Origin of the sequence: Falsiroseomonas oleicola (assembly GCF_019029495.1) — a bacterium.
GTDB classification, from domain to species: domain Bacteria; phylum Pseudomonadota; class Alphaproteobacteria; order Acetobacterales; family Acetobacteraceae; genus Falsiroseomonas; species Falsiroseomonas oleicola.
On sequence record NZ_JAERQM010000002.1, the window covers coordinates 830,567 to 847,967 of the forward strand.

Annotated in this window: 13 protein-coding genes; 7 read left to right on the forward strand and 6 right to left on the reverse strand. The window is 69.5% G+C overall.

The features are described 5' to 3' along the window. Nucleotides 1-112: 112 nt before the first annotated feature. The 6 genes from JJQ90_RS10805 to JJQ90_RS10830 all read left to right on the forward strand — a co-directional run bounded on the left by JJQ90_RS10805 (nucleotide 113) and on the right by JJQ90_RS10830 (nucleotide 6,436). Nucleotides 113-1,093 carry a Bug family tripartite tricarboxylate transporter substrate binding protein gene (locus JJQ90_RS10805; RefSeq protein WP_216875124.1) on the forward strand — a complete coding sequence of 327 codons (981 nt, stop codon included), beginning with the start codon at nucleotides 113-115 and terminating at the stop codon, nucleotides 1,091-1,093. Between the two features lie 13 nt (nucleotides 1,094-1,106). Continuing rightward, nucleotides 1,107-2,096, forward strand: a complete 990-nt coding sequence (locus JJQ90_RS10810) for a Bug family tripartite tricarboxylate transporter substrate binding protein (RefSeq protein WP_216875126.1) — start codon at nucleotides 1,107-1,109, stop codon at nucleotides 2,094-2,096. Nucleotides 2,097-2,104: 8 nt separating this feature from the next. Beyond that, nucleotides 2,105-3,310, forward strand: coding sequence for a pyridoxal phosphate-dependent aminotransferase (locus tag JJQ90_RS10815; RefSeq protein WP_216875128.1), 1,206 nt, complete (start codon nucleotides 2,105-2,107; stop codon nucleotides 3,308-3,310). A gap of 82 nt (nucleotides 3,311-3,392) precedes the next feature. Next, nucleotides 3,393-3,815, forward strand: a complete 423-nt coding sequence (locus tag JJQ90_RS10820; RefSeq protein ID WP_216875130.1) for a CopG family transcriptional regulator — start codon at nucleotides 3,393-3,395, stop codon at nucleotides 3,813-3,815. A gap of 147 nt (nucleotides 3,816-3,962) precedes the next feature. Next, nucleotides 3,963-5,177, forward strand: coding sequence for an extracellular catalytic domain type 1 short-chain-length polyhydroxyalkanoate depolymerase (locus tag JJQ90_RS10825; RefSeq protein WP_216875132.1), 1,215 nt, complete (start codon nucleotides 3,963-3,965; stop codon nucleotides 5,175-5,177). Between the two features lie 68 nt (nucleotides 5,178-5,245). Next, a complete protein-coding gene (locus JJQ90_RS10830) occupies nucleotides 5,246-6,436 on the forward strand; it encodes an LLM class flavin-dependent oxidoreductase (protein WP_216875134.1) in 1,191 nt (396 codons plus the stop codon). 60 nt (nucleotides 6,437-6,496) lie between these two features. Here the strand turns inward: JJQ90_RS10830 and JJQ90_RS10835 are convergent, their stop codons facing one another. The 6 genes from JJQ90_RS10835 to JJQ90_RS10860 form a co-directional block, all read right to left on the reverse strand. Next, on the reverse strand, nucleotides 6,497-7,636 hold the full coding sequence (locus tag JJQ90_RS10835; protein ID WP_216875136.1) for an anti-sigma factor antagonist: 1,140 nt from the start codon (nucleotides 7,634-7,636) through the stop codon (nucleotides 6,497-6,499). Between the two features lie 61 nt (nucleotides 7,637-7,697). Beyond that, nucleotides 7,698-10,079, reverse strand: coding sequence for a helicase-related protein (locus JJQ90_RS10840; protein ID WP_216875139.1), 2,382 nt, complete (start codon nucleotides 10,077-10,079; stop codon nucleotides 7,698-7,700). Between the two features lie 78 nt (nucleotides 10,080-10,157). Continuing rightward, nucleotides 10,158-11,015 carry an isocitrate lyase/PEP mutase family protein gene (locus JJQ90_RS10845; protein WP_216875141.1) on the reverse strand — a complete coding sequence of 286 codons (858 nt, stop codon included), beginning with the start codon at nucleotides 11,013-11,015 and terminating at the stop codon, nucleotides 10,158-10,160. 17 nt (nucleotides 11,016-11,032) lie between these two features. Continuing rightward, complete coding sequence (locus JJQ90_RS10850; RefSeq protein ID WP_216875143.1) at nucleotides 11,033-12,997, reverse strand: hydantoinase B/oxoprolinase family protein; 1,965 nt, start codon at nucleotides 12,995-12,997, stop codon at nucleotides 11,033-11,035. Then, complete coding sequence (locus JJQ90_RS10855; RefSeq protein ID WP_216875145.1) at nucleotides 12,994-15,060, reverse strand: hydantoinase/oxoprolinase family protein; 2,067 nt, start codon at nucleotides 15,058-15,060, stop codon at nucleotides 12,994-12,996. Before JJQ90_RS10855 ends, JJQ90_RS10850 begins: the two co-directional genes overlap by 4 nt. A 5-nt stretch (nucleotides 15,061-15,065) precedes the next feature. Beyond that, nucleotides 15,066-15,842, reverse strand: coding sequence for an SDR family NAD(P)-dependent oxidoreductase (locus JJQ90_RS10860; protein WP_216875147.1), 777 nt, complete (start codon nucleotides 15,840-15,842; stop codon nucleotides 15,066-15,068). Nucleotides 15,843-16,014: 172 nt separating this feature from the next. Here JJQ90_RS10860 and JJQ90_RS10865 point away from each other — a divergent pair, with 172 nt between their 5' ends. After that, nucleotides 16,015-17,349, forward strand: coding sequence for an ABC transporter substrate-binding protein (locus JJQ90_RS10865; RefSeq protein ID WP_230410526.1), 1,335 nt, complete (start codon nucleotides 16,015-16,017; stop codon nucleotides 17,347-17,349). The last annotated feature ends 52 nt before the right edge of the window (nucleotides 17,350-17,401 follow it).

A 17,401-nucleotide genomic window follows, 5' to 3' on the forward strand; every position in this document is an offset into this window, starting at 1 on the left:
CAGAAGCACGGCGAACAGGGAGATGCCGGATAGAGCGGCCACAAGGTCGTCGGCACGCGCATCGATTCACGCAACCGCCGTCGCGCCGCGACGGCAATGACGGAGATGGCCCATGACTGTGGTGACGCGTCGTTCCCTCCTCGCCGCCAGCCTCGCCGCGCCCGCGCTGTCGCTGCGCCCGGCGGCGGCGCAGGAGGTGTTTCCCAACCGCCCGCTCACCTTGGTGATCCCCTGGGCGGCTGGCGGTTCGACCGATGTGATGGGGCGGGTGATCGCGCAGGCCATGTCGGCCGATCTCGGCCAGCCCGTGGTGGTGGAGAATCGTGGCGGCGCGTCCGGCACCATCGGCCATCACCACGTCGCGCGGGCACGGCCGGATGGCTATACCTTCCTGCTCGGCACCAACAGCACCTTTGCCATCGCGCCGCATCTGATGGCCAATATCCCCTATGACAACCGCGGCGCCTTCACCGGCGTCAGCCTGGTGGCGCGCAGCGCGCAGGGGCTGTGCATCCACCCCTCCATCCCCGCCAATACCGTCGCCGAATTCATCGCCTATGCGAAGTCGAAGCCGGGCGAGGTCACCTTCTCCTCCGCCGGCATCGGCGCCAGCAGCCATCTGGCGGCGGAGCTGTTCCAGGCCAAGGCCGGCGTGCGGCTGCTGCATGTGCCCTATCGTGGCGGCGGCCCTTCCGTGCAGGGCCTGCTGGCGGGCGAAGTGGCGATGTCCTTCGTCGATCTCGTCACCTGCCTGCCCTTCCGCGCCAACAACCAGTTGAAGGTGCTGGGCGTCGGCACGGCGGATCGTTCGAGCTTCGCGCGGGACCTGCCGACGCTGGCGGAATCCGGCGTGCCCGGCTTCGCCTCCTCCACCGATGTCATCATGCTGCTGCCGGCCGGTACGCCGCCACCCATCGTCGCAAGGCTGACCGCTTCCATGCAGAAGGCGCTGCGCGACCCGGCGACGAAGGAGCGGCTGACGACGATGGCGGTGGAGACCATCGGCAGCAGCGCCGCGGAACTTGACAGCTACTGGACGGAGGAGCTCGCCAAATGGGGCGAGATCATCCGCAGCCAGAACATCACCATCTGAGGAAACCCGTGTCATGCTGACCCGTCGTCTTGCCCTCGCCGCCTTTGCGGCGGCGCCCTTCGCTTCCGCCTTCGCGCAGGGGGCGGCCTGGCCGGACCGCGTGGTCAGCTTCACCATTCCCTTCCCCGCCGGCGGATCGGCCGATCTTCTGGCGCGGCTGGTGGCGGATCGCATGGCACCGCTGCTGGGACCCTCGGCGCGGATGGTGGTCGAGAACCGCGCCGGGGCCGGCGGCGTCATCGGCAGCGACTACGTGCGGCGCCTGCCGGCGGATGGCCATGCGATCCTGCTCGGCACGCCTTCCACCCACGGCACGGTGCCGGCGTTGCAGCCGGACACCACGCCCTATGACCCCGTGGCCGATTTCACCGCCATCGCCATCCTCGGCCGCGCCCCGATCGTGCTGGCCGTGCCGAAGGATTCGCCGCATCGCGATCCGCAGGCGCTGATCGCCTGGCTGCGCGCCAATCCGGGCCGCGCGAGCTGGGGCAGCTCCGGCTCCGGCAGCGTCGGGCATCTGGCCGGGGAATTGCTGAACCTCTCGGCCGGCGGGTTGCAGGCCGAACACATCCCCTATCGCGGCGGCGCGCCGCTGGTGGAGGCGCTGACGAAGGGGGAGGTGCAGTTCGGCTGGGAACCGCTCGGCTCGCTCGCGGCGGCGGCGCGGGACGGGCTGTTCCGCATCATCGGCATGGGCTCCCCGGCCCGGCATCCGCTGTTCCCGGACGTGCCGACCCTGCAGGAAGCCGGCCTGGCGGGTTTTGCCGCGTCAACCTGGAATGTCATGGTCGGCCCGAAAGCCATGCCGCCGGCCATCGTCGCGCGGCTGAACGCGGCGGCCAATCGCGCACTGGCCCTGGAGGATGTAAAGGCCCGCCTCGCCACCGCCGGCATCGACGCCGTCAGTGACAGCACGCCCGAAGCGACCGCGGCCTTCATCGCGGCCGAATTCGCGAAATTCAAGGACATCGTAACCCGCGCCCGGCTGAACCTGGCGCGCTGAGGACCATCATGAGCGACGTCATCGCGGACCGTCTGAACCGCATCTCCCCCTCCCAGACCACGGCCATGCGCCAGCGTTCCCAGGCGCTGAAGGCGGAGGGCAAGGATGTTCTCGCCATCTCCTCCGGCGAGCCGGATTTCGACACGCCCCAGCACATCAAGGATGCGGCCATCGCCGCCATCCAGGGCAACCAGACCCGCTACACCGACATCGCCGGCACCAAGGCGCTGCGGGAGGCGGTGGCGCGCAAGTTCAAGCGCGACAGCGGGCTGGACTATACGGCGGAGGAGATCCTGGTCGGCACCGGCGGCAAGCAGGTGATCTATGATGCCATGATCGCCACGGTGAATGCCGGCGACGAGGTCATCATCCCGACGCCCTGCTGGGTCTCCTACCCCGATATCGTCGGCCTGGCCGAAGGCACGCCCGTGCTGCTGCCCTGCGGCCCCAACCAGGGCTTCAAGCTGCTGCCCGAGCAGCTGGAAGCCGCGATCACGCCGAAGACCAAATGGCTGATCGTCAACACGCCGTCCAACCCCACCGGCGCCACCTATTCGGCAGCGGAGCTGCGCGGGCTGTGCGACGTGCTGCTGCGGCATCCGCAGGTGCATGTGCTGACCGACGACATCTACGAGAAGCTGATCTATGACGGCCGGGAATTCGCCACCTTCGCCCAGGTGGAGCCGAAGCTGCGCGACCGCACGGTGACGATGAACGGCTGTTCCAAGGCCTATGCCATGACCGGCTGGCGCATCGGCTTCGGCGGCGCGCCTCGGCACATCATCAAGGCCATGGACAAGTTGCAGGGCCAGTCCACCTCCAACACCTGCTCCATCGCCCAGGCCGCGGCCATCGCCGCGCTGGACGGGCCGCAGGCGCCGACGGAGGCGATGCGCCAGGTCTATGAGGCGCGGCGCAACCGCATCGTCGCCGCGCTGGATGCCACGCCGCATCTGCGCTGCCACCTGCCGGAGGGCGCCTTCTACGCCTTCCCGGACCTGACCGACTGCATCGGCCGCACCACCGCCGGCGGCACGAAGATCACCAGCGACTGGGACTTCGTGCTGGCTTTGCTGTCGGAGGCCGGGGTCGCCACCGTGCATGGCAGCGCCTTCCTGTTCCCGGGCCACTTCCGGCTGAGCTTCGCCGCTGCCGATACCCTGCTGGACGAGGCCTGCCGCCGCATCCGGACCTTCTGCGAGGGGCTGAACTGACGGAATAGGGGCCGGCACCGCTTGAACGCGGCGGCGCCCCATCCATCTACCATCCACACGGATGGTGGATGGATGTTCTGGGATGGCGGGTAACGTACAGGAGCTTCGGCCCAAGGCCGGCGGCGACAGCGAGAAGATCACCATCAACCTGGGCTATGTCGACCTCGGCCATGTCGACCTGCTGGTCCAGGACGGCTTCTATTCGAACCGCACCGACTTCATCCGCACCGCGATCCGCAACCAGATCGAGCGGCATGCCGAGGCGGCGAAACAGTCGGTCGCCCGTAAAAGCCTGGATCTCGGGCTGCGGCATTTCAGCCGCGCGGACCTCGAAGCGGCCCAGGCGGCGGGGCAGCGGCTGGATATCCGGGTGCTGGGGCTGGCCAGCATCGCGGCGGATGTCACGCCGGAACTCGCCAAGGCCACCATCGCCTCGATCTCCGTCCTCGGCGCGCTCCAGGCCAGTGCGGCGGTGAAGGCGGCGCTGGCCGACCGCATGCACTGAACGACCCGGGTTGCCCGGCGTTACTCCAACAGGCTGTCTCGCTTCGGGAGGACAGCCATTCCCCACCAAAGGCAGTCACGACGAAACGCGAAGCGCGCCCGCTTGCGAACGGCGTCGGCTGCCCACCGCGTATTGGACCCCTTCGATATGACCGCGATGCTCTTCACCCAGATGCGCGAGGCGACCCGCCTGACCCGCGAGGGCAAGCTGACCGAAGCCACCGCGCTGCTGCGGGGCGCCCTGCGTGGCGAGGCCCCGGCCGCGCCCACGCCGCCACGCGCCGCGCCGCCAGCCGCCACCGCCCAACCGCGTGTCTTCGACGTCGATCCCGAAACCGGCGCAACCTCGGGTTCCGCCCAGGCTTCGGCACCGGATGCGGTGGCGGCCAGCCGCTGGCCCGGCGCTTCGGCCATGATGCCGCGGATGACGGAGGCCCTGCGGCGCCTGACGGGGCTGGCGCGCGGCGCGCGGCCCGGGGCGCCCCCGGCGGCCGAGCCTCTGGCGGATGGCGCCCAATTTCTGGACAGGTCCTTCAGCAACGAGGCGGGCAGCCGGGCCTACAAGCTCTACATCCCCTCCAGCTATCGCGACGCGGCGATGCCGCTGGTGGTCATGCTGCACGGCTGCACCCAGTCGCCGGATGACTTCGCGGCCGGCACGCGCATGAATGCGCTGGCGGAGGAGCAGGGCTGCCTGGTCGTCTATCCGGGCCAGCCGAAATCGGCCAATCCCCAGAAGTGCTGGAACTGGTTCAGCCCCGGCGACCAGCAGCGCGACCAGGGCGAACCCGCCTTGATCGCCGGCATCACCCGGCTGGTCATGAAGGAGCATGCCGTCGATCCGCGCCGTGTCTATGTGGCAGGGCTCTCGGCTGGCGGCGCGGCGGCCGCCATCATGGCGCAGGCCTATCCTGATCTCTACGCGGCGGCGGGCGTGCATTCCGGCCTTGCCTGCGGCGCGGCGCGGGACGTGTCCTCGGCCCTTGCCGCGATGCGGCAGGGGGCAGCGACGACACCGGCGCCGGGCGACGAAAGCGGCCGCGTGGTCCCGACCATCGTCTTCCATGCGGACCAGGACAGGACGGTGCATCCGATCAATGGCGACCAAGTCATCGCCCAATTCGCCGGGGTCGCGGGCCTGAGCACCGAGGCGCAGCGCGGCCAGGTTCCGGACGGCCATGCCTATAGCCGCACCATCCATGCCGATGCCGAGGGCCGGTCCGTCCTGGAACAATGGGTGGTGCATGGCGGCGGCCATGCCTGGTCTGGCGGCAGCGCGGCCGGCAGCTATACCGACCCGCGGGGCCCCGATGCCTCGCGCGAGATGCTGCGCTTCTTCCTGGAACATCCGCTGGACGATTGATTTCGCCGCCGCTTGGCAGGCCGCGCGTTCCGGCGGAGACTTCCCCGAAGCACAGGGGAGCAGGGTTCATGGCGAAGCGCGGCCTTCAGTTCGGTGTCTTCCTGGCACCCTTCCACCGCCTGGGCGACAATCCGACGCTGGCCATCGCCCGCGATATCGAGATGCTCGAATGGCTCGACCGCCTCGGCTATGACGAGGCCTGGATCGGCGAGCACCATTCGGCGGGGTGGGAGACCATCGCCTCGCCGGAGCTCATCATCGCCGCGGCGGCGGAGCGCACGAAGCACATCCGCCTCGGCTCCGGTGTCACCAGCCTGCCCTATCACCACCCCTTCCTGGTGGCGCAGCGCTTCGTGCAGCTGGATCACATGACGCGCGGCCGCGCCATGCTGGGCTGCGGCCCCGGCGCGCTGGTCTCCGACGCCTATATGCTCGGCATCGAGCCCGCCACCCAGCGCCGCCGGATGGATGAGGCGCTGGAGGCCATCATGGCCCTGCTGCGCTGCGACGGGCCGGTGACGCGCAAGACCGACTGGTTCGAGATGCGGGAGGCACGGCTGCATCTGCGTCCCTATAGCGACCCGCATTTCCCCATCGCGGTGGCCAGCACCCTGACCCCCGCCGGGCCGGCGACGGCCGGCCGCCACGGCGTCGGCATCCTGTCGCTGGGTGCCGGCCTGCCGGGCGGCTCTGCCGCTTTGCCAGGCCAGTGGAAGATCGCGGAGGAGGAGGCGGCGCGGCATGGCAAGACCATGAACCGCGCCGACTGGCGCATGGTGATGAACGTGCATGTGGCGGAGACCGACGAGCGCGCGCTGGAAGACGTCCGCATCGGGGAACGGGCCGAGACGGTGACCTATTTCGAGGATGCGCTGGGCCGCCCGCCCGGCCGTTCGCAGGACCCGCTGACCGATGGCGTGAAGGCAGGCACCACTCTGGTGGGATCGCCGGAGACGGTGGCGCGGGGCATCGAGAAGCTGATCGAGGCCAGCGCTGGCGGCTTCGGCGGCTTCCTGTTCCGCGCCAATGACTGGGCCGACCGCGAGCAGAGCTGGCGCAGCTACGAGCTGTTCGCCCGCTGGGTCATGCCGCGCTTCCAGCAGTCGCTGGACACGCTCCGCGCCTCCCACGCCTGGGCGGTGGACAACCGGCGCACGATCTTCAGCCCGAATGTGGAGGCGCTGCGCAAGGCCTTTGTCGATGCGGGGAAGGAGGTGCCGGCGGAGTTCGCGGCGCGTGCTTCGGGGGCGCGGGACTGACAGGGCGCGGAGAGGGATCTCAGCGATCTTCCGCAGCCTGCCAGATCAGCGTGGCAGTCGTCACCTGATCATCTTCGGCAGCAGTATGTCCTTGATGATCCGCGCTGACTCCGCCTTGAGGCTGGGCAGGAAGGTGCTGGTGTAGATGAGCCTCAGCGAGGCCAGAAAATACTTGTTGTCCTGGAAGAAGCGATATTCGTCCTCTGGCTTGTCGCGGAAATAATGTGCCAGGAAATGCTCCAGCAATCGAAGGCCGTCGGCGTTCGGTATCTTCGTCGCCATCTCACAGATGCCCGTTTCGGGATAGCCGTAGATGGTGCAGAGAAGCCCGATGTCGAAGAGGTAGTGCCCCCGGGACAGGTCGCCCATGTCGATGATCACCGGTTCGCCGTCACGGATCATGATATTGCTGGTGTGCAGATCGAAGTGGACACAGGTATCGGCGTCCGGAATCGTCTCCAGCAGACGATGCAGCAACGCGATCTCGCTGGCCGACAGGAAGAAGTCCATCTGGTCGATGTAGTGCCGGAAGTTCGCCTTGATATCCGGAAAGATCGCCGGGTCGGCGGGGGTTTCGTGAACCGTTCGGGCGACTTGTGCGAGAAGCTGGGCGTGGCTGTCGATGTGCTGCAGGTCGTTCCGGATGTTGGCGCTGAACAGCGTCGCTTCCAGCATCTCGTAGACCACACCCGTCCGGGTGCCGCAGGCGACGACGTCGAAGGAGATCGCGGTCGGTATCCCCAATACGAAGGCCGCTTTCGCGAACTGCTTCTCCTTCTCGGCGATGTCGGCCCCGATCCCTTCCTTGTAGAGTTTCACGATGGTTTCGGGGTCCAGGCGATAGCACTCGCCGCAGACGCCGGCGGAAAGGAATTCCAGCCCCTCCAGGGAAATGGTCCGGACCCTGGGCTGGCTCGGAATGAGCTTGGAGAAGCCCGTGATATCCAGGATGTCCTGGATATCACGGCTCAAATTGGTCAGCAGCATCGTGCCGTCCACGGCCGCCAGTCGCTTCCTTGCGCGCAGCAGTTCTCTCAATCCTGCGCTGGAAACGTAGTGGCACGCGTCGAGATCGAGAACGAGGTGCCGAACCCCTTCCAACTCCATGTCCCGACCGAGCATGGGCGCCGTGCTGGTGTCCAGCCGCCCGATCACTGCCACGGTCAAGCTGTCGTCCAGGCGATGCGCATTGATCTTCATGGCCTCAAGATCCTGTCGAACGGGTAAGCCGGATGTCGGTCTGCTGGTCACATGAGCTGTACTAACGCCGCTTGCGTCCCTTGAAGACCGGCTGGGCCAGGGCTTCTCCCGCCCGGTTGCGCTCGCTGGGCTGGGCCGACAGCACGGCCTCGATCCAGCCGTTCAGCCGCCGGCTTTCGGCCAGCGCGCCCTCGATGTCGCGATAGATCAGCGGGAAGCGCATCGCCATCCAGCGCCAGGCCACCAGGCGGCGATGCACGCGCTCCGCCAGCTGCAGGGCCTCCTGCCCGGCGCGGTCGGGTGGCGGCAGGCGGCCGGCGCGGGGCGGCGGGATGGCGCTGCCAAGGGCATGGGCCACCGCCCAGTCGGTCAGCCGCTGCACCCCCTCATCCCGCGCATCCACCGGGCACATGGCATAGGTCCAGCGGTCGAGCAGCGACAGCTCCCGCACACCGTCCACGGCGGCGGCGATGGCGATTTGGGTGGAGAGGTCGCCCAGGCGGTAATTCGGATCGTCCCGCCGCAGCACCGAACGCTCGATCCGGCGCAGCGCGCCGAACAGGCTTTGCGTGCCGATCTCGGCGGCGACAGCGGCGACGATATCCGCATCGGGCGCCACCGGCGGGCGCAGATCCACGGGCGGCACCGGCCCGGCGGCGAGCCCCCGGGCGATGTCCTTGGGATTGCCGCCGCCGGCCAGCACCGCCACCACGCCCTCCGCATGGGCGCCGCCGAAACGCCCGGCGCGGCCGCCGATCTGCTTGATCTCCTGCACCGTCAGCGGCCGGTCCGACTGCCCGTCCCATTTGCTGAGCGCGGAGAACACCACGCGGCGCAGCGGGCCGATGTTCAGCCCCATGCCGATGGCATCGGTGGCCACCAGCACCTCCGCCTCGCCTTCCCGGAAGCGGCGGGCCTCGGCGCGGCGGACGCTGGGGCCGAGGGCGCCATAGACCACGGCGACGCTGCGCCCCTTGCGCAGCAGGGCGGCGCGGAGCGCGAAGACTTCGCGGCGGGAGAAGGCGATGACGGCATCGCCGCGCCCGATCTCATCCAGGGGCACCGGGGTGGGGGCGGCGGTCAGCGGCCCCATCCGCTCCAGCCGTATTTCCTCCAGCGGGTCGCCGCAGAGCGCGGCGAGGCGCCGCAGCATCGGCGCCGCATCCGGCGCGCCGAGCACGATCACGGTGCGGGCCGGCACGCCCATGATGGCGGCGGTCCAGGCCGGGCCGCGCTCCGGATCGGCCAGCATCTGCGCCTCATCCACCACCGCCACGTCGAAGGGGGTGTTGAAGGGGCACATCTCCACCGTCGCCGCCGTGTGGCGGCTGCCGGGGCTGTCGATGCGTTCCTCGCCGGTGGAGAGGGAGGTCGGCACGCCGCGGGCTTCCAGCGCGTCGCGATATTCATGCGCCAGCAGCCGCAGCGGGCCGAGCGCCACGCCGCTCTCGGCCTCCGCCAGCCGGGTCAGGCCGTAATAGGTCTTTCCCGAGTTGGTCGGGCCGAGACAGGCGATGATGCGCCGGTCCAAGGCGCGGGCGGTGGCGAAATGCGCAGCATAGCGGTCCAGCCCGGCGATGCGGGCGATGGTGGCATTGCTGCTGCGGCGGGTTTCCTCCGCCACCGGCGCCGCTGTGGGCGCGCGCGCGGCGGGGCGGGGTGCGCGGAGGGTGGGCACCACCTGGCGCAGCGCGGCGGGGTCGAATTCCGGCACGCGGATGCGGCGGCCGCCCTTGCGCAGCGGCACATGGCGCGCGACCGGCAGGCGGCCTTCCCGCAGCCAGCCCTCGACCTCCGCCCGGCTGGCCTGGAGCAGAGCGGGCAGGGCCTCCGCCCGGACCAGGGAGGATTCCCAGTCCTTGAGGCGCCCTTCCTCCTCCACCTGGGTTTCGCGCGCGGCCTTGGCGGCGGCGCGACGGGCGGCGCGCTGGCGGCGTTCCTCCTCCGTCGCGCGGCGGGTGAAGGCGGCGGCGTCGGTGGCGGGCAGGGCGAAGGCCTCGGCCACCAGGCTGGCGCAATGGGCGATCGCCTCCAGCGTGGGTTCGCCATTGGGCGGGCGGGGCAGGTCCTCCAGCGCAGCGGCAAGCGCCGTCTCAAGCCCGGCATGGCCGGACAGGCGGGCCAGCACCGCCTCCCGCAGCGCCCGCAACAGCTCCGTCTCGCCGGAATCGAGGCGGGAGAGGGCGGCGGCGGCGGCATCCAGGTCCTCGCCCCGCGCCGGCAGGCCGGTGGCGCGGCGGGCGAGTTCCGCCAGCCGGACGCGCCAGCCACGCCGGCGCAGCGCCAGCAGGGCGTCGCGCAGCGCGGCGGCATCGGCCGGCACTGCGCCGCCCAAAGCGCGCCAGAGCGGCCGCGCCTCCGCCGGGCTAATGGTCAGGCCGGCGGCTTCCGCAGCCGCCTGCAGGGCCGCGTCCTGCTCGGCGCCGAATGGTTCCTGCGGCATCGGGGTCTCTCCTTGCCGCCACGGGGCAACGCCCGCCGCCCCATCATGCCACGGCTGGCCAGGGGGCGGGAGGCCGCCTCACACGATGAAGGGGCGCGCCGCCTCGTCATAGGCCGGGTAGCCCAGTGTGGTGCGCAGTTCGGCCGGCGGCAGGGCGCTGGCGGCCTCCGCCTGCCCGGCCTTCAGCGCGGCGAGGGCGGCCTTGATGCCGGCGGCGACCGGGGAGAGCAGGCCGGTGGGATAGGTCGCGATCTTCAGCCCCAGCGCCTCCGCCTGGCTGCGGCTGGGCGTGGCGCGCGGTGCGCCGGGGGAGAGCACGGCGAAGGTCGGGCGCCCTGCGGCGGCGGCCACCGAGGCGCGGATCTCGTCGTCATTCTCCGGGCTGTCGAAGAACAGGATATCGGCGCCTTCCTCGACATACATCTCGATCCGGGCCAGCGCCTCCTCGAAACCCTGGGTCGGGCGGCAATCGGTGCGGGCCAGCACCAGGATGCCGGACTCCTTAGCCGCCTGCACCGCGGCGCGAATCTTCATCCGCGCCTGGTCGCGCGGCAGGCAGGGCTTGCCGGCGGCGGTCAAGGCGCGCGGGGTGATCTTGTCCTCGATCAGCACGGCGGCGGCGCCGGCGCGGCCATAGGCGGCGACGGTGCGCTGCACGTTCATGGCATTGCCATAGCCATGGTCGCCATCGGCCAGGATCAGCAGATCCGGCGCCGCATTGCGCACCATGGTGAAGCTGTCGAACATCTCGCCGAAGGAGACCAGGTCGAGATCGGGCCCGCCGAGTCGCGCCGCGGCGACACAGGAGCCGGAGAGGAAGGCGGTGGCGAAGCCCGCCTCCGCCGTCAGCTTCGCGGTCAGCCCGTCCCAGACCGCCGGCATGGTGACGAGGCCGGGTTCGGCCAGAAGCCGGCGCATTTTCTCGGGCGGGGTCATTGGTGTTTCCTCCTGGGTCAGCCGGTGATCTGCGGGAATTCGGCCCGCAGCGCGTCGAAGGCGGCCTGCACTTCTGTGCCATCGCCGCGACGATCAGCCGAGGCCACGACGTGGTCAAATATGCGGCGCTTGGCAAAATGGCGCCAATGGATGGGCAGGCTGGCGAGGATGCCGGTCAGCCTCGCGTAATTCGCGTCGGTCCAGAGTTGTTCGAATTCGGCGCGCTCCGGCCCCGCATCGAAGTCCTGGCGCGGCGCGGCCTTCAGCGCCGCGCGCCGGGCCCTGGTGGCCTCGGCATCGCCCGGCACCACGCCATAGTCGCGCGCGGCGGCCTCCGCCGAGATCTTGCCGGCGGCGAGGTCCTGCAACACCGCCGCCTCCGGCCGCTGCCAGGCCGGGCCCCAGCCGGAGGCGCCGGAACAGATGATGCGGATGGCATCGCCCGGATCGAGCGTGACCACATCCGTATTGCCCAGGTTCTCGGCCCGCGCCGTGCCGGGGTTGCGCCAGAACTGGGAGGGTGCCCCCGGCAGCCCGCCCTGCACGCCCCAGGACCGGAAGCGGCTGCGGTCGCGGTTGCGGGCGGTGACGACGGTGCCGGGGGCATGGACACGGAATTCCAGCACCGTCGCCAGCCCGCCGCGATGCCGCCCGGCGCCGCCGCTATCGGGTTCCAGCCCATAGCGCAGGATGCGGATGGGGACCTCCGCCTCGTTGATCTCCACCGGGGTGTTCTTGAGGAAGCCGCTATTGGCGCCGGAACCGTCCATGCCATCGCCGAAGGGCGACCCGCCGGCACCGCCGGTGATCGGGTCGATCGCCGCCATCACGCGGCGGCCGCTGCGATTGTCCGTGGTGTTGACGTTCAGCATCGGCCCGCCGCTGGCCGGCCCCGCCGGCAGCCGGTCCGGTACTGCGCGCTGGAAGGCACCGATCACCACGCCCTGCAACCGCATGCAGGTCATGGAACGCATGCCTACCGCGGCCGGGAAGACCGGGTTGAGCACCGTGCCCTCCGGCACGATGCAGGTGGCGGGGCGCAGCAGCCCGCCATTCAGCAGGATGCTGGGGTCCAGCGAGTAGAGCACATAGTTCCAGCCCACCATCAGCAGGATATGCCGCGCCGCGCCGCCGGTCGGCATGTTCAGCGAGGCGGTGAGCTGCGGGTCGGAGCCGGTGAAATCCAGCTCCGCCGTTTCGCCGCGGATGCGCAGGTTGAGTTGCAGGCGGCAGGGCAGGCCGCCCGGCCCGTCTTCGTCCAGGTAGTCGTGGAAGGGGTAGTCGCCATCGGGGATGGCGGCCAGCACGCGCCGCGCCTGGCGATCCGCCAGGTCGAGCAGGCCTTCCATGCCGGCCCGGAAGGTTTCCAGCCCGAAGCGCCGGATCATCTCATGCACCTTGCGCTCGCCGGTGTTCATGGCGGCGAGCTGGGCCTTCAGGTCGCCCCAGTTCTGCGTCGGCGCGCGGACGTTCAGCAGCATGATGTCGAGCAGCCGCTGGTCCAGCACGCCTTCCGCCACCAGTTTCACGGGTGGGAAGCGGATGCCTTCCTGGTGGACCTCCGTCAGGGCGCGGGAGAGGGAGGCGGGCACGGCGCCGCCGACATCGGTGTTGTGGATATGGCCGACGGCGAAGCAGACCAGCTCGCCCTCCCAGAAGATCGGCTTCCACAGATGGATGTCCGGCGAATGGGTGCAGACGAAGCCGCTATAGGGGTCGTTGGTCATACCGACATCGCCCTCGCGATAATCGGTGATGGCGCGGATCACCGGGCCGTATTCCAGCCCGATGAACCAGGTGGCGCCGAGTTCGCGTGGGCTGGCAAAGGTCTGGCCATCCGGCGTGCAGAGGCCGGTGGTGAAGTCCTCCGTCTCCTTCACGAAGGTGGAATGGGCGGTGCGGAACAGGGTGAAGGCCATGCTCTCGGCCGCGGCCTGGGCGTGGTTGCCGAAGATCTGCAGCGTGACGGGGTCGATGGTCATGCGCGCTCCTCCGTCTGGGTCAGCCGCAGATTGCCGAGCCGGTCCACCTCACCGAGCATTCCGGGCGGGATGCAGGAGGTGCAGTCATCCTGCAGCACGATGCAGGGGCCGGCGAAGCGATGGCCGTGGCGCAGCGCGTCGCGGCGGTACAGCGGCGCGCTTTGCCTGCGGCCGTCGAGCCAGACCTCGACCTCCCGCAGCACCTCCGGCGCTCCTTCCACCCGGTCCTGTTCGGGAAAATGCGGCGCGGGGACGGTGCCGGCGACGACCATGCGCAGCGCGATGGCCTGCAAGGGCGCGCCGCGATCGGCATGGCCGTAGAGTGCCTCATGCGCCTGGTGGAAGGCCTCCGCCATGGCCTCCAGGTCGCCCGCGATGAGCCATTCTTCCTTGAGGGCGACTTCGATCTCGAAGGACTGGCCCCGGTAGCGCATCTCGGCGGAGGGGCGGAAGGCGATGTCGCCACCAAAACGCTGGTCCTGCCGGATCCAGCGTTCCGCCTCCGCCCGCAGCCGCGCGAAGGCGGTGAGCAAGGCGGGCAGGGAGGGGGCATCGACATCGGCATAGACCGTCTCGATGACATCGCCGCGGATATCGGCGATCAGGCCCCCGAGCGCGGAGAGCACGCCGGGCGTGGCGGGGATCAGCATCTGCCGCATCCCCAGCTCCCGCGCCAGCAGCCCGCCCAGCATCGGGCCGGCGCCGCCGAAGGGCATCAGGCAGAAATCCCGCGCATCCACACCCTGCCGCGCGGCGAGCTTGCTGACCTCCCGGTACATGCCGCTGATGGCGACCTGCACGATGGCTTCCGCCGCCTGTTGCCGGGTGCGGCCGAGGGCCTGCGCCACCGCATCCACCGCAGCCTCGGCCAGGTCGGTGCGGACCTGCACGGAATTATAGCCGAGCGCGCCATGGCCGATGAAGCCGAGCACGCACATCGCATCGCTGATGGTGGCGCGCGTGCCGCCCCGGCCGTAGCAGGCTGGGCCGGGGGTGGAGCCGGCGCTTTCCGGTCCCACGGTCAGCCGCCCCAGCGCATCCACCGCGGCGATGGAGCCACCACCCTCGCCGATGGAGGTAACGGCGACGGTCGGGATATAGACCGGGAAATCGCCGACGCGTTCGCCGGTGCCGTAGCTCGGCGCGCTATCGACGATGACGGCGACATCGGCGCTGGTGCCGCCGATATCCAGGCTCATCGCCCGTGCCACCCCGGCCGCGCGCGCCACGAAGGCGGCGCCGATGGCACCGGCGGCGGTGCCGGAGAGCAGCATCTCCACGCAGCGGGTCTTGCCCAGCTCCGCCCGCATGACGCCGCCATTGGACTTCGTCACCATCGGCTCCGCCGTCACCCCGGCGCGGATCAGTGCCTGTTGCAGGGAGGCGAGGTAGAAGGCGACGCGTGGCTGCACATGGCCATGCACCACGGCGGTGATGCTGCGTTCGTATTCGCGGATGATCGGCCAGACATCGGCGGAGCAGTAGACCGGCATCTCCGGCCGCAGCCGCGCCAGGATGGCCTTGGCCGCGTGTTCATGCGCCGGGTTGCGGTAGCTGTGCAGCAGGGCCAGCACGATGCCCTCCGCGCCGCGCGCCTCCGCCTGTTCCAGCGCAGCGATGACGGAGGCCTCGTCGAGCGGCGCGGCTTCCGTGCCATCGGCGTTCAGGCGGCCGTCGATCTCGATCACCCGGTCGCGCGGCACCAGCGGGTCCGGGCGCCGGGACAGCAGGTCGTAGGGATCGGGCGTCTTCAGCCGGGCCAGTTCCAGCACGTCCCGGAAGTTGCGGGTGACGAACAGCGCGAGGGGAATGCCCTTGCGCTGGATCACCGCATTCACGCCGACGGTGGTGCCATGGGTGAACCAGGCGATCTCGGCGGCCGCGATGCCGAAACGCTGCTGCGCGCCTTGCAATCCGTCGATCACTTCCTTCCCCGGCGTCGCCGGGGTGGAGAGGACCTTGAGGGTGGAGAGCGCGCCGCTCGCCTCGTCCAGCACGCAGAAGTCCGCGAAGGTGCCGCCGATATCGACGCCGACGCGGAAGGACCGGGCAGGGCTGGGCATGCCGGTCAGATCTCCCATTGGAAGCCATCGATGGTGATGGCCTGGCCGGTGATGAAGAAGGGCTCCGCCGTGGCGAGGAAGGCGACGAGCTGCGCCACATCCGCCGGCGTGCCGAGCCGGCCGAGCATGATCTTCTTCGCCAGCTCCGGCCCGCGCGCCTTGGTCAGGCTGTTGCCGACTTCCGTCTCGATCACGCCCGGGCAGACGCAGTTGATGGCGATGTCGGGGCCGAGTTCCTTGGCCAGGGCCCTGGTCATGCCGATGATGCCGGCCTTGGCCGCGGCATAGGAGAATTTGGAGACGGCACTGGTGACGCCGCCGGTATGCGCGTTCAACGAGGACATGGAGACGATGCGCCCGCCGCCACCCGCCTGCATCAGCGGCACCAAGGCCTGGATGTAGTTGAAGCAGGACTTCAGGTTCACCGCGATGGTGCGGTCGAAGGCTTCCTCCGTGATTTCCAGGATGCCGGTGGGGTTGCCGCGCCCGGCATTGTTCACCAGCACGTCGCAGCGGCCGAAGCGGGCCTGCACGGCGGCGGCGATGGCCCTGGCGCGGGCATGGTCGGCGACATCCGCCTCCTCGATCATCACGGCGCGGCCCATGGCCTGAACCTCCGCCGCGGTGCGTTCCATCTCCGGCCGCAGCATGTCGACGATGACGATGTCATGGCCACGTTCCGCCAGCGCATGGACACAGCCGCGGCCGATGCCGCGCGCGCCGCCCGTGACTAGCGCGACTTTGCTTTCGATGGGGCTTTCGGTTGGGCTTTCCGTCGCCATCAGGGCTTTCCTTTTCACGAGCGGCTGCCTTCTCCGGCGCCATCGGCGAACGCTATCCGTGCAAGGCGGGCACGGCAACCGATCGGCCGGCCACTTCGCGCGGTGAAGCCCGCTTGACGGCCGCATTTGGCCAAGTGCAGCATCGCCGCAAATCAAAGACGGGGATGCTGCAATGACGACGCGCGAGATGAAGGACAGCGTGCCGGCGATCAGCCGTCGCAACCTGCTGATGGCCGGCGCCGCGGCCGGCACCGCCGGGCTGCCGCGCATCGCGGAGGCGCAGCGGGGCGGCGGCGGGCGCATCGTCTTCGCCAATGGCAGCGCCTATGACACCATGGACCCGCATGCGACCTTCGATGTCGGGCGCGTCGCCTATCGCATCAACTGCTATGACAGCCTGATGCGCTGGGCGGACAATCCGCCGAAGCTGGAACCCTGGCTGGCCGAGTCCTACAGCACCTCCGACGACGGCAAGCGCTACACCTTCAAGCTGCGCCAGGGCGTCACTTTCCATGATGGCGCGCCGCTGACGGCGGAGGATGTGGTCTATTCGATGGAGCGCATCCTGGCGGTGAGGAAGGGTGCCTATCCCGTCTTCGCGCCGCTGATCGCGCCGGGCAGCACCAAGGCCTTGGACCGGCATACGGTGGAATTCAACCTCACCACCCCCTCCGCCATCTTCGCCGCCATCACCCACGACATCTATGTGGTGAACAGCGCCCTGCTGAAGCGCAACGAACGTGGCGGCGACTGGGGGCAGGCCTTCATCGACCGCAATGATGCGGGGTCAGGATCGTACATCATCCGCCGTTTCGACCCGGCCCGCGGCTTCCTGGCGCAGCGCTTCGACAACCACTTCCTCGGCCCGGCCGGCCTGGCCGAGATCGACTTCCGCTATGTGGCGGAGGTGAACAGCCGCGTGCTCGGCCTGATCCGCGGCGACTTCCAGGGCACCGACCCCTATATGCCGCAGGACCAGATCACGCGGCTTCAGGCTGATGCGAATCTGAATGTGATGGAGGCGGAATCCACCCGCCTGTTCTACGCCTGCATCCACAACCAGCGCGCGCCGATGAACGACGTGAACTTCCGCAAGGCGCTCTGCCATTCCTTCGACTATGACGGCTGGATCAACAACATCCTCGGCGGTTCCGTGGTGCGGAACACCGGCGTGGTGCCGAACCCGATGTGGGGCGCGCCGAAGGACCTGGCCGGCTATACCTACGACATCGACAAGGCGAAGTGGCACCTGGCCCGGGTGCAGGCCCCGATGCGGGAGATCGTGGTGGCCGGCATGATCGGCTACGAGCAATCCATCCAGGCGGCATCCCTGCTGCAGAACGGCCTGACCCGCGCCGGCATCCCGAGCCGGCTGCTGAACGAGCCCTGGCCCGTCGTCTCCAACAAGATGCGCGATCCGGAACAGATGTACGACCTGCTGTTCCTGTGGCGCAGCACCTACCCCGGAAAATTCATCAGGGTTGGCGGACATGGTGCAAGCCGTTGAACGGCAATAGGATTCGGCTGCGACACCTGAACCCTGCCGTTTCCGGACACCA